The sequence below is a fragment of the Paenibacillus senegalensis JC66 genome, from assembly GCF_000285515.1.
GTDB classification, from domain to species: Bacteria; Bacillota; Bacilli; order Paenibacillales; family NBRC-103111; genus Paenibacillus_L; species Paenibacillus_L senegalensis.
In genome coordinates, this window is the sequence record NZ_HE610957.1 from 916,745 (window position 1) to 929,529 (window position 12,785).

Genomic DNA, 12,785 nt, shown 5'->3' on the forward strand with positions numbered 1-12,785 from the left:
AAAATGCTCAAACAAAAATTCAAATTAAATTTTAACCCGCCCGACCATCTCCTTAAGGCCAGGCGGGTTTAGTTTATTTTCAATCTGGCAAAGGTTCTAATTTATGGACTTCTTACATCCATTTAGTCGATGGTTCTAATTCATTTGACGAATAACGATCAAAAAAAGGGGAATATAAACTTGAATTTACAACCATTAAGGAGCTGTTGGATATGGGTATTTTAAGCGGAAATCCAAAGGACGAGCCTCTTCACTACGGCGAAATGTTCGATGTTTGGAGTTTCTCCATGAAAGCAAAGGGAAGTGTTTCGATTTATCGTGCTTACAATTTTCACGCTGGGGACGATGATCTGAAAGAAATTTTGAATGATCTGATTGATCAGGCAGAGCTGGAAGCCAAGGAGTGTGATTCCATACTTATTAGTAATGGAATTTTACCTTCTCCTGCTCTCCCAGACAGACCAGAAACAAAACCTGCTGATATTCCTCCCGGCGCAAGGATTAGCGATCCGGAAATAGCATCGCTTATTTCGATCGATACATCGGCAGGCATGGTGGCATGCAGCCAAATTATGGGCAAATCGATAAGGGAAGATATCGGAGCATTGTTTGCCAAATACCATGCGACCAAAGCAGCATTAGGACTAAGAATTCTCAAGATGAATAAGGAAAAGGGCTGGTTGGTCCCTCCCCCTCTGCATATGAAAAGACCGGAGCACGCTGAAGTTTAATCAGCACGATCCACTGCGTCTAATCAGCTCGTTTTGAGCGATAGCTGCAAGCACTTCAAGCCTATATGTTCATGAACGTCAGGAAGCCCTTGCTAATAAGGGCTTCCTTGCTTTTGACCTGAGCCACCTCGATACCCCTCCCGCATCGTTTCCGCCACCTCGATACCTCCCGCCTTGAATTCGCCGCCGCATCGAAACCGCCGACCCGTCACCCTCTTGGTCTTGGTAGTCTCTCCCACGTGCAATCACAGTGACCTGACGTCAAGATGGTGCTCTCCAGATGAGCTATCAGATATGAAACATGATGCACGAGCCATATTTACAACACCTACCAATCCATCGTTAATTTTCCAATCAAAAAGAATAGTACAACTTGAATCCGGCATAGAATGACGTAAACTGCGAGTACTGGAGGCTTATGATTATGTTTTTTCATATTAAGGAGTTACAATACCATGCCAAACCAGAGAAACCTGACCCTCTATACGCCAAAAAATTGCAGGAAGTTCTGGGAGGACAATTCGGGGAAATCACGGTAGCTATGCAGTACCTTTTTCAAGGCTGGAATTTACGCGGTAACGGCAAGTATAAGGATCTACTAATGGATACAGGGACAGAAGAACTTGCCCACATTGAAATGTTGTGTACGATGATTGCCCGTTTGTTAGATGGCGCTCCAGTGGGTGATTTGGAAAGCGCAGCCAAAAATCCTGTGATGGCAGCTGTACTTGGAGGGATGAACCCGCAGCATGCTATTGTGTCCGGTTTGGGTGCCACCCCTACCGACAGCGTTGGATATCCATGGAACTCCAGGTACACAATTGCTAGCGGTAATTTATTAGCTGACTTTCGGGCAAATCTAAATGCCGAATCTCAGGGAAGACTTCAGGTCGCAAGATTATACGAAGAGACTTCTGACCGGGGTGTAAAAGATATGCTTGCTTGGCTGATAGCTAGAGACACTATGCATCAAAATCAATGGCTGGCAGCGATAGCAGAGCTGGAAGCTAAAGAAGGAGTAGTAGTTCCTAGCACTTTCCCAAGAGATTTGCAGAAAAGAGAGGTTGAACACGTACTCTTTAATTTCTCACGCGGTGACGAGAGTGCGTCTGGCCGCTGGGCTAGCGGTCCTAGCATGGATGGATGCGGGACCTTCCAGTATGTAGGGAACCCGCAGCCGTTAGCTCCAGCCCCCCATCTTTCTCCCGCTCCTCCTTATATTTTTAATACGCCTCCAGGAGTTATTAAAGGCAAAGGTCATACAATGCCCCCCTGTTAAAAATCAGAGCCGCCACAGCTAACAATACATTTTTTCCCAGAACCATTAACTAAAAACACTTTATGCATGGTTGCTTACTCGTCCCCAATTTGTCCCCGGAATCATTTTGCCAGAGGTTTTGCCCCAATAAAAAAAGAAAAACCGCAGCGGCCCTGAAGACCATCTGCGGTTAAACGAATGAAAAAGAAGCCTTATGCAGCAAGGCTTCTCGGATATGACCTGAGACGGGCTCGAACCGCCGACCCCCACCCTGTCAAGATGGTGCTCTCCCAGCTGAGCTATCAGGTCTTATTTTTTGGAGACAAATAGTATAATAGCAAGTTTACATACGATTGTCAAACTCTTTTTTTCACTTTAATCGTCAGTAAGATTTCCGTAAGATTTCATATCTTCTCTTTCTCCTGCCAAAGCAGCTCCACGAATTGCTTGGCCGCTGCGGATAAAGGGACCCCAGCCAAGGATACGATACCTATACGTCTAGCTGGAAGCTGCGGCTTCAGCTTGATTTCATAAAGCTCGCCGCTGTTCAGCTCATCCTGCACGAAATCTTTGACTACATAAGCTATCCCCAAGCCAATTCTTGCGAATTGAACCAGCAAATCGTGACTCCCCAATTCAATTTCCGGGACAAGCGTCACCCCTTCATTTCCTGCAAATTCGTCGACGAAGCGCCGGGAATTACTTCCTTGCTCCAGCAATAATAACGGGTAGCTCAGCAATTCCCGCAATTCCAAAGCACCGTTCTCCGCCAAATGCTTATAGCTGGCACCCGCCACGAAGCTGTCCTGCAAGCTCTCTCCCTCATATACAATAAGCCCTTTCTCATCATTCAAAGGGAGATGTACAACCGCGAAGTCGACTTTTCCCTGCTTCAAAAGCTCCACAGACTCCAGGGAGGTCCGGTTTGTCACCCGCAAAGAAACTTCAGGATATCGCCGGTGAAATAGCTCAAGATGCGGGAGCAAATAATGCTTGCACAGCATATCACTGGCTCCGATTATGATTTCTCCGGTTTCGAGATTTTTCATCCGGTCCACATGTTTCTCACCAGCATCTACAAGATGGAGCGCTTTTTCTATATAAGCATAGAGAGCTTCGCCCTCGGCAGTTAAGGTGACTCCCTTGGCTGTCCGAAAAAATAACCGTACCGCCAGATGATCTTCAAGCTGTTTAACAATATAGCTGACTGCCGGCTGGGTAATATACATTTCCTCAGCCGCTCTGGACAAGCTTCCGGAATGGGCAACCGTATAAAAAACCTTATACCACTCTAAATTTTCGACTTTCATTGTATCAACTCATTTTATATGAAATATAAATAACATCAATTTTATTTATAACTTTATTCAGTATACTCTAAAGCTAAGCAAGCACGCAAGAAACCAGCAAGGAAACTAAACAAAAACTACTAAGAACAAGGAGTGGCTAAGCATGAGTGTAACAGCTATTGTCGGTGCGAATTGGGGAGACGAGGGTAAAGGTAAAATAACAGACTGGATGGCCAAGGAGGCTGACTATATTGTTCGCTTCCAGGGTGGAAGCAATGCCGGGCACACCATTATTAATGAATATGGGAAGGTAGTTTTGAATCTGCTGCCCTCTGGCGTGTTTCATCCCCACACAACCAATGTAATTGGCCCCGGGGTTGCTCTTAACTTAACCGAGCTGTTCAAGGAATGGGACCAATTAATCGCGCGAGGTGTGCCTGAACCCCGGCTAAAGGTATCCTCTCGGGCGCAGCTTGTTCTGCCCTATCATCTCTTGATGGACGAGTGGGAGGAAGAGCGGTTGGCTAGTCGCCAGTTCGGCTCCACGAAACAAGGGATCGCCCCCTTTTACGCAGATAAATATTTGAAAGTCGGAATCCAAGTAGCGGATCTTTACGGGGAGCGAGATCAGCTTATCCGCAAGCTGGAGCAGGCGCTGGCGGGGAAGACCGTCCTGGCCCGGCATCTATACCGCAAAGCGCCTTGGAATTGGCAGGATGCATGGACCGGTCTGATGGAGCTGGCCGAGCGGCTGAGGCCGTTCGTATGCGACACTACTGTTCTGCTTCGCGAGGCCCGGGAATCCGGGCAAAAGATATTGCTGGAAGGGCAGCTCGGAGCCTTGCGGGATCCGGATCACGGAATCTATCCTTATTCTACTTCTTCCTCTACTTTAGCTGGTTTCGCTTCAGTAGGAGCCGGTCTGCCGCCACATGCAGTAACCCGCATTATTTCCGTAGTTAAGGCTTACTCCAGCTGTGTAGGAGCAGGACCCTTTGTGACGGAATTACAAGGAGAGACGGCTGAACAGCTGCGCGTCCATGGCGGTGATGCGGGGGAATTCGGGGCAAGAACCGGCCGTCCCCGCAGGGTAGGATGGTTTGACGCAGTGGCAACGCGCTACGGTTGTCAGATTCAGGGCAGCACAGAGGCTATTCTGACCAATTTGGATGTGCTCGGTTATCTGGAGGAAATCCCTATATGCACGGCCTACAAGATTGACGGCAAGCGAGTCACCGAGTTTCCGGAAACGCCGAAATTGAATAATGCTGAGCCAGACTTAGAGGTAATGCCAGGCTGGAAATGCCCGATTTCCGGGGTGCGTTCCTACTCACAGCTTCCCCGCAATGCTCAGTGCTATGTCGAACGGCTGGAGGAAGAAATTGGCATTCGCTTTTCCTGGATTTCCTGCGGGCCTGGGCGTGAGGAAATCGTGCCCCGCGGTTCAATTAGGTCATAAAAATCCATCGTTGTTTTTATGTTTATATGCTTTATTTCGATTCATCATGGTATAATGAGAATGGAACATGACAATGAGTGACACTACTTAATCTATTTTATATAAAGTTTTCCATTCGAGGTCTAATACAGCGGGCTGAGCGGGGCCTTCTATTAGGCACGCTCGACTTGTCTTGCGAATGTAAATAATTGGTTAATTAATAACAAATAAACATTTGCATTGCCAATAAGATTAATGGGGTACGGAAAGGGGAGCCGGTTATGTTCTCTAAGAGACTTAAGCAGCTCAGAAAGAAGAGAAAATATACTATGCAGGATCTCGCCGATTCGGTCGGAGTTGCTAAAAGCACTTACGCCGGATATGAATCCGGGTATAGACAGCCGACATTGGAGACGATTCAAAATATCGCCAAGAAATTGAACACTTCGGCGGACTATTTGCTGGGTCTCACCGAGTACACCGAGCCTCAAGAGCCTAGTAACAATGCGAGAGAGCTGCTTAACCACGATCAGCTTCATTGGGACGGCGTGCCATTGGAACCGGAGGATATCGAGCTTGTCCGAAAGCTTCTGGAGCGTGTCGTTCGTGATCGTCATGCCAAGCCCGAAGATGCTTAATATAACCTACTAAAACATCTGTAAATCTGTTAGACATGGTTTCCGGTTTATTCCATGCTTTTATCTAGTTTTATTCCAAGCTTTTATCCAGCTTTATTTCAATTCCATCACAGCGTTATTCCAGGCTTTATTCCGTGCTTGATTTGCTCAATCGGATCTAACTGGACTTAACAAAACAAGCCGGAGGAACGAAAAATCCGTTCCACCCGGGCTGTTTGTGCGTACATAGGGGTAAATCTTATTTCTGTTCAATTATGAGATTGCCTTCCTTTTCCCCGCCCTTAAACTCCACGGTCGTGCCGCCTGATTCCGCTGATACCTCCACCCGGATCGGCTCCTCCAGCTCGGTTACCGTTTGTCCGCTTTCCTGCACTTCTATCTCGTATACTTCCTGCATGAACGCGGCGGAACTAAACAAGCGGTTCCATTCATACGCCGGCTTCTGAATCGAAAGCAGAAGGTCGCCGTTGAACTGGCCGATCGGAGCGAACATTCTCATCCCGTAGGCTTGGAAGTAGATGTCCGTAATATTGGCTTCCAGAACTTCATCCAGCACTGCCTTTGGAATAATAATGTCAAGACGGTCCTCTTCCACACTGCTTAAGTTAAAGCCGAAGGTTCTCGTGAGGAACCGGTCATTCAAGCTTACCTCAGCAGCAGCTTCAACTCTTTGCATATAATCACGAATGACAGCTTCCCCATTCACCATCTCCTCCACGGCTTCGAGCACATCACTCGTTTCCGGTCGGAAAATGGCGTTGCCCGCAATAACGCGTACCATCTCATCCGCTTCCACTGTCGTCAAGGAGCCCCACGTTTGCTGGGACAGCCAGACTGCCTCCTGCACGAGCCGCCTTTTTTCCGCATCACTGGCATTCGCAAGTTGGGAAATAATGCTGTTCATTTGCGCGATATAATCCTGCAGGAAATCGTCCGAAGGATTTTCTTCCGCAATTAGAGTTACTTCTTTGCTAAAAATGACCCGATTCAAAATCAAGGCTTCAATGGTAGCCGTTGCCGTGGCCACCTGTTCAGGGATGCTAACCACACCTTGATTCGTCACCGTAACATCCGGACTGCCGCCGCTCTTTCTCCAGCGAACGAGATTGTTCGGAATGTCAAAGCCAAACAACTCAAGTGAATAGCGATGCTGGCGCCCATCTTCAGATATGACGACACGCTCCTGAATTTCTGAACGAACATAGGCCAGTATCAACGCGTTTTGAGCTGCCGAATCATGTCTTAATTGCTTGCGGAATCGCATTAAGGTATCCATCAGATTTTGCTCCGTGATGCCGAGATTGGCCAGAATGGCACTCACCTCATAGGTGTCGGTCTGCTCAAGCATTTCACTCAGAGCCTCTCTGAGCAGAGCGTTTTGTTGAGTCTCGCTGGCAAGAAGCGGGATCAACTGAGTCATGCTCCTCCGCGCAATCAGGCTTTGGATCGTACCTTCCATTCCCGGCTTGCTTCCATCCTCGCTGCCAAATATAAATTCCATAATATGCTCGATCGTCAAATCCTCTTGCCCACCGGCTGTTGCAATCCCTTGAATGGCGGCATGGAATGCCGGATCTGTGCGAATTTCCTCCAGGTTGGCAAAATCGGGATCATACTGCATGCCCCCGACTGCCACAATAAAGTTAAACAAAATCTCCTTCGAGGATGGATCGACCTTGCCCCGAAGCTTGTTCCACACCGGATCAATTAAATGACCATGACGTTTGTAAGTCAAGCCTTTAATCTCATCGCGTAAATTACGAACGGACTGGACCTCGTCATCCGTTCCTTGATGAAGAGCGCTGTGGAACTCACGCATACGTTCAATAAATCGTTCGTTATAAAAGGAATCTTCTGCCGCATAAGCGGTTTGAACAATGCCCCACTTAGCGGCAAGGCCTTGTCCGCTTAAAGGAAGAGCGCTGATCATGGTTCCAGCCATACTAAAGGCCAAAACCGCGGCAACCGTTTTCTGCTTGACTTTCAATAGCCTCACCTCAGTAGTTTTAGTCTGGTACTTGGTTGGAAATTGGAATGAGGAAAAAAGGGTAATAGGGAATCGGAATGTGAAACTGCTTGCTTTTAACAGCTCAGTCCGCAGGCGGCGAACGAGAACGTCTGCCCATTCTTCAATCCCTCCACTCTAAGTGCTGGTTAACAGCTGAAGCGAATTGCTGGTTGATAGCTGAAGCGGTAGCCAGGACACCTTCGCCTCCCCTGGTGCCGCAGCCCCTTTGATTACGCGAGGATCAAAGAAGCTGCTGTACGGCCAAATCCTCCATAAGAAGAGCCGGGCGCCCGATCGGATAATAGGCAAAATGAGTTCCCTCCAACTGCTGACGGGTAAACACGTTGCGCCCATCGATGAGCACGGGTCTGGCCATAACCATCTCCACCTCATGCAAATCTGCCTGCACGAAGCAGTCCCATTCCGTTAACAAGCAGACAGCATCGCTATCCGCAGCTGCTTCTAACGCTGAATCGCACCAGACAATTGACGGGTGGTCCATCTGCCTGCGAAAGTTGTCCATCGCAATCGGATCGGTGACCCGAATGACAGCGCCAAGAGAAATGAGACGCTGAACAATTTCCAATGCCGGGGCTTCCCTCACATCATCGGTTTCCGGCTTGAAGGCCAGCCCCCATATGGCGATTTTTTTCCCGGTAAGGTTTCCTAATGCGCTCCGCAGCTTATCAATGATCCCGTAGCGTTGATGCTGGTTAACTTCCACAACCGACTTTAGCAGCTTGAAATCGTACTCCACGTTTCCGGCAATTTGGATGAGCGCTTTCGTATCCTTGGGGAAGCAGGAGCCGCCATAGCCGATTCCGGCTCTTAGAAAGGACGGGCCGATCCGCTGGTCCAGCCCCATGCCATATGAAACCTCGGACACATCGGCGCCTACTTTTTCGCAAATGTTGGCAATCTCGTTTATAAATGAGATTTTGGTCGCCAAGAAAGCGTTGGAGGCATACTTAATCATCTCGGCACTGCGAATATCCGTCACCACGAAGTGACTCGACAAGGAATCGTGAAGCTGAACTAGCCGATCGATGGCAAGTACGCTTTCCGCTCCAATGACGATACGGTCTGGAAACAGGGTATCCTGTATGGCAGTGCCTTCTCTTAAAAATTCCGGCACCGATGCTATATCGAACGGTTGCCGCGTGTTAGAAGCTATGATCGCTTGAACTCTCTCGTTCGTCCCTACCGGTACCGTGCTTTTTATGCAAATAACTTTGTAGCCGTTCAACAGCGAACCTATTTCCTCCGCTGCTTTTTCCACATATTGCATATCTGCTTCCCCATTAGGAAGCGGTGGGGTTCCAACCGCGATCATGACGATCTCGGCGTCCTTTATCGCTTCGCCAAGCTCGCTGGTGTAAGCGAGCCGCCCGGCTTCCCGGTTGCGGTCGGCGATTTCCTTCAAGCCCGGCTCATAGATCGGGATTTCTCCAGCTCGAAGCTTAGCGATTTTATCAATATCTTTATCCACACAAATGACCTTGTGCCCTCGCTCGGCGTAGCAAACACCGGATACGAGACCCACATAGCCAGTGCCTATTACGGTAATATTCATCCCGCTCATCTCCCGTTTTCATTGATTACACGGCTCTGGACATTTTTCCACCGCTTTTTAAGTCTCAATCCGCGCCCGATATCGCTTCCCAGCTTATGAACCGCTAATGCTAAGCTGCCTAATCGTTTCCCACAGCAAATCCAAGCGGACACTATCTTCCTCGTCCAGCCGCGTGCCTCTCATCACTTCCACAATTTCCATGGTTTGAAGAGCAAACAGACTGTGCCGACTGCCGGCGGGGATGTATACCACGTCTCCGGCTTCCACTTTGCGGAAATGGCCATCCTGGATCAGATGACCTTCACCCGACAGCACAGTCCATACTTCGGAGCGAAAATTGTGGTAATGATAGCTGAAATTTTGACCCGTCCGCAGATGTACCCGTTTGGTCATCACTTTTTTGCCATCGGGATAAACGGCCGAATCAAGGACGTGATAGTAACCCCAGCGGCGTTCCTCGTACATGGGCCTTTGCTTATCCGGACTTAACATATCCTTTAAACGCGGGCTTGCTCCTTTTTCCGACACTAAAATTCCATCAGGACTGGCAGCAATTACCGCATCGGATATGCCAAGAACTACGACGGGGATGCCCAGCTCGTTTATTACATGGGTATTGCGCGAGTCCTCCGTCATCCGGACCGCCCCAAGCGTTGAATCGCTCATTTCTTCGGTTAACGTATTCCAGGTCCCCAGGTCCTTCCAGCAGCCATCATAAGGGCAGACAACAACCTTTTGCGCCTGCTCGACCACCTTGTAATCAAAGCTTATTGCTTCCATCGCTCCATACTGCTTCAGCATTTCCTCATATTGTATGGGCAGCCGGGCATCGATCAGCAGCTGGATCAAATACCCCAGACGAAAAGCAAAAACCCCGCAGTTCCAAAGCGCCGACTGCTTGAGCAGTTCACTGGCCTCGGCTTTGCAGGGCTTTTCTGTAAAACGCTTGACCTTAATAGAACTTGCAGCCATATTGTGCCTGGCATGGCTCATATCGGGCACAATGTAGCCGTATTTCTCGGAAGGATAAGTAGGCTGCACCCCGATCAGAGCGAGATCCGCCCCCGATTCGGCAAGCACCTGTCCAAGCTTCTTGAACTCGCGAAAAAAAGCATCCTCTACATAAGGATCACCAGGGAAGACGGTAATGACCTCATCAAGACCGACCCCTCTCATGGAATAAAGGTAAACAGCGGCCAATGCGATGGCGGGAAATGTATCCTTGCGCTCCGGTTCAATAATTAACGGAACGGAGCTGCCGAGCTGACTCTGTACCATGTCTACCTGTGCTTTGCCAGTTGCGATATGAACATCAGAGCTTAACCCCGCTTGCCTGAGCTGGCGCCATATTCTTTCCAGCATCGATTCTTTGTCTCCGTCAGGAGCGGGCAGAATCCGCAAAAACTGCTTGGATCTAACCTCATTGGATAACGGCCATAGCCGCTTGCCGGAGCCTCCCGAAAGCATAATCAGTTTCATCTAAAAAGCTCCCTCCTGTTCCCTTATGCTCCGCTTCTTAAAAGCGGGGCTTTCTCCTTGTTCTCCATGTTCTCCTTCTGCCGTCAATTCCGCGGCTTCCAGCAAAATACGTTCCAAACGCTGATTTAAGCGGCGGATATCATATTCCTCTTCTACGATTTGCCTGCCGGCGGCTCGCATCGCCCCCCATTGCCAGCGATTATCGATCAGCTCCTTAAGCTTATGGGCCAGCAGCAGCACGTTTTTCTCCGGTACCAAATACCCGTTTACGCCGTCGCGCACCAGCTCCGGAATTCCGCTGTGCCAGGTAGAAATAATTGGCAGGCCCGCAGCCATTGCTTCCATCAATACGACAGGAATGCCCTCCTGATCTCCATTTGCCGCTGTCACACTTGGGGCTATGAACAAATCCGATTCGGTTAATAATTGCGTAATCTCTTCTTGAGTTTTGGAGCCGACAAGCTGAATCTCCTCTTCCATATTCAAGTCTTCAATAAGCTTCTGCAGTTCCGTGCGAAGCGGCCCCTCGCCTACGATCGTAAAGCGAATCCGATAATGTCTGACGATCAGCTGAGCGACAGCCCGGATCCCGTACTCGATGCCCTTCTTTTCTACCAAGCGGGCGATAGCGATTAAACGAACTGGCGTCTTTGGCGTGTTTGGCAGCCCGGAACCGCTAGAACAGGGGATCAATGACGTGTCAATTCCCATGCGGTGAATGACAATTTTATGTTCGGGACAGCCCAGCTCGATCAGCCGCTCCTTCCAGCGTTTGCTGATTGGCAGAAATAAATCGCCTTTGGCAAATAAACCAGAATACACCTTGTCTCCTCTTTCCTGCAGGTAGGAAGTAACATCATAGCCGTGAAAGGTCGTCACCACCTTGCCACTCAGCGCGCCAATTTCTCTTAAATAAACCGCCAGGTTTCCATAAGGACCAAAATGACAGTAGATCATGTCGTAATCTCTGCAGCCGGTGCGCAGGATAGAAATAACACTATAAAACAGCTGCAGCGATAAGGCCTCCCGAGAATACTTGAACACATTGAGCGACTGAATCAAAGCGCGGGGATGCCGCGGGAAGTAAAGGAGAAATAACCAGATCATCTTTAAATAGCGCATAACCTTGGAAGCGGGAATATCCCGGTAATGGCAATGCTTAAGCAATTCGTACCGCTCCACATCCGGGTGCACGGCTGATTCCTTGCGGGCGGAAGAAGCATAAATATCTACCTGATGGCCCCTATCGAGCAAACCGGTCATTTGATTCAGCACAAAGGTCTCGGACAGCGCCGGAAAATAACCGACCAGAAAAGCAATCCTCAGTTCATTCTCCCCCTCTCTATACTGCGATTTATCGTTCCGGGACTCTGGATTTGCCTCCAGCCAGCTTCCGCCTAGCCCCTCGCCAGTTTTCCAGCGCCGAGAAGCCAAGCCGCTTGATGGCAGAATGCTTAATCATAATGCTTAATCCCCAAGAACAAATAACCCCAAGCAAATGGCTTTGCTCCTGCAAGCTTAAACGGATCAGCCTTTGAGCTTTGGGCAAGTCTTTATCCTGAAGCGCAGCTATTCTTGCCAAGTCCCTCAGGCTGCGGGCTAAGCGCTTGCTTTTCTCCATAAAAAACATGCTGTGCTCCCCGTAACGATCTATCCAGTCTTCACCCGATTTCCTGCGCTGCTCCAGACATTGCCTGGCGAATTCCGCCAAATACCTTTGAACAAGCATTTTCTCGGTAGAAGCGCTGACTCCATCCGGAAGCGTATATCTGCGATACAGCACTTCATCTATTGTGGCAAACTGTGTGCATAACGCCATCCTCAGCCACAAATCGTAGTCCTGGGTAAACTTGAACAGCTCCCGGTAACCCCCGGCCTGGTTATAAACCGATCGCCGGAACATGACCTCGCCATGGGTAAAAATATTGTAGCGAAGCAGTTGATCCACAGCAGATTCATTAGGGTTGAACTTGTGAAACAAAGCGCTCGTTCCCGTTACTTTGTTCGCATTCTCCACATGGCAGCCCACGACTCCTACCTGCGGACGGGCTTGAAGCAGCCGAACCTGCTTTTCAATTCTGTCCGGATAGGAGTAGTCCCCCGAGCCATGTATAGCAATCAATTCCCCTCTGCTCTGCCTGACCGCTTCGATAATCGAGCGGGTAAAGCCGCGGTTGCTGTGGGTGATAATCCGGAGCCTGGGATCGTTATACTGGCTCAGCTTCTCCAAGGTTCGGTCCGTAGAGCCATCATCTACCACGATGATCTCCATATTCCGATAAGTTTGACTCAACAAGCTTTGAATCGACTCCTCAACCTGATCCGCCCGGTTATAATACACGGTAAGTATCGATACGAGCATAGTTTTTCA

The 12,785-nt window shown here is 49.1% G+C and carries 10 protein-coding genes and 1 tRNA gene; 4 read left to right on the forward strand and 7 right to left on the reverse strand.

Annotated elements, in window-relative coordinates; all coding sequences use genetic code 11:
* Nucleotides 1-212 precede the first annotated feature (212 nt).
* Nucleotides 213-731, forward strand: a complete 519-nt coding sequence (locus PSHG_RS04440; protein ID WP_010270002.1) for a DUF3231 family protein — start codon at nt 213-215, stop codon at nt 729-731.
* A 424-nt stretch (nt 732-1,155) separates the two neighbouring features.
* Nucleotides 1,156-2,010 carry a manganese catalase family protein gene (locus PSHG_RS04445; protein WP_010270003.1) on the forward strand — a complete coding sequence of 285 codons (855 nt, stop codon included), beginning with the start codon at nt 1,156-1,158 and terminating at the stop codon, nt 2,008-2,010.
* Between the two features lie 215 nt (nt 2,011-2,225).
* On the opposite strand, the gene PSHG_RS04450 is transcribed toward PSHG_RS04445, so the two are convergent.
* A tRNA-Val gene (locus tag PSHG_RS04450) sits at nt 2,226-2,298 on the reverse strand.
* A gap of 95 nt (nt 2,299-2,393) precedes the next feature.
* Nucleotides 2,394-3,299 carry a LysR family transcriptional regulator gene (locus PSHG_RS04455; protein ID WP_010270006.1) on the reverse strand — a complete coding sequence of 302 codons (906 nt, stop codon included), beginning with the start codon at nt 3,297-3,299 and terminating at the stop codon, nt 2,394-2,396.
* Nucleotides 3,300-3,441: 142 nt separating this feature from the next.
* Between PSHG_RS04455 and PSHG_RS04460 the strand changes: the two genes are divergently transcribed.
* Together PSHG_RS04460 and PSHG_RS04465 are read left to right on the forward strand one after the other, a co-directional pair.
* Complete coding sequence (locus PSHG_RS04460) at nt 3,442-4,737, forward strand: adenylosuccinate synthase (protein WP_010270009.1); 1,296 nt, start codon at nt 3,442-3,444, stop codon at nt 4,735-4,737.
* Between the two features lie 260 nt (nt 4,738-4,997).
* Nucleotides 4,998-5,354 carry a helix-turn-helix domain-containing protein gene (locus PSHG_RS04465; RefSeq protein ID WP_026021188.1) on the forward strand — a complete coding sequence of 119 codons (357 nt, stop codon included), beginning with the start codon at nt 4,998-5,000 and terminating at the stop codon, nt 5,352-5,354.
* Nucleotides 5,355-5,592: 238 nt separating this feature from the next.
* On the opposite strand, the gene PSHG_RS04470 is transcribed toward PSHG_RS04465, so the two are convergent.
* From PSHG_RS04470 to PSHG_RS26570, 5 genes are all read right to left on the reverse strand, one after another.
* Entirely contained in the window at nt 5,593-7,341 is a 1,749-nt protein-coding gene (locus tag PSHG_RS04470; RefSeq protein WP_010270015.1) for a hypothetical protein, read from the reverse strand.
* 262 nt (nt 7,342-7,603) lie between these two features.
* Nucleotides 7,604-8,935: a UDP-glucose dehydrogenase family protein gene (locus PSHG_RS04475; RefSeq protein ID WP_010270018.1), complete on the reverse strand. Its 1,332-nt coding sequence runs from the start codon at nt 8,933-8,935 to the stop codon at nt 7,604-7,606.
* 93 nt (nt 8,936-9,028) lie between these two features.
* The gene (locus tag PSHG_RS04480) at nt 9,029-10,414 is read right to left on the reverse strand and encodes a sugar phosphate nucleotidyltransferase (protein WP_010270021.1); all 1,386 of its coding nucleotides are present in this window, start codon (nt 10,412-10,414) and stop codon (nt 9,029-9,031) included.
* A complete protein-coding gene (locus PSHG_RS26565; RefSeq protein ID WP_010270023.1) occupies nt 10,415-11,848 on the reverse strand; it encodes a glycosyltransferase in 1,434 nt (477 codons plus the stop codon).
* A complete protein-coding gene (locus PSHG_RS26570; RefSeq protein WP_010270026.1) occupies nt 11,769-12,776 on the reverse strand; it encodes a glycosyltransferase in 1,008 nt (335 codons plus the stop codon). Before PSHG_RS26570 ends, PSHG_RS26565 begins: the two co-directional genes overlap by 80 nt.
* Between the last annotated feature and the right edge of the window lie 9 nt (nt 12,777-12,785).

Excerpts from the sequence above, each read along its gene's own strand:
- PSHG_RS04475 (WP_010270018.1), bottom strand. The coding sequence starts at position 8,935 with ATGAATATTACCGTAATAGGCACTGGCTATGTGGGTCTCGTATCCGGT.
- PSHG_RS26570 (WP_010270026.1), bottom strand. The coding sequence starts at position 12,776 with ATGCTCGTATCGATACTTACCGTGTATTATAACCGGGCGGATCAGGTT.
- PSHG_RS04465 (WP_026021188.1), top strand. The coding sequence starts at position 4,998 with ATGTTCTCTAAGAGACTTAAGCAGCTCAGAAAGAAGAGAAAATATACT.
- PSHG_RS04455 (WP_010270006.1), bottom strand. The coding sequence starts at position 3,299 with ATGAAAGTCGAAAATTTAGAGTGGTATAAGGTTTTTTATACGGTTGCC.
- PSHG_RS04460 (WP_010270009.1), top strand. The coding sequence starts at position 3,442 with ATGAGTGTAACAGCTATTGTCGGTGCGAATTGGGGAGACGAGGGTAAA.
- PSHG_RS04440 (WP_010270002.1), top strand. The coding sequence starts at position 213 with ATGGGTATTTTAAGCGGAAATCCAAAGGACGAGCCTCTTCACTACGGC.
- PSHG_RS04445 (WP_010270003.1), top strand. The coding sequence starts at position 1,156 with ATGTTTTTTCATATTAAGGAGTTACAATACCATGCCAAACCAGAGAAA.
- PSHG_RS04480 (WP_010270021.1), bottom strand. The coding sequence starts at position 10,414 with ATGAAACTGATTATGCTTTCGGGAGGCTCCGGCAAGCGGCTATGGCCG.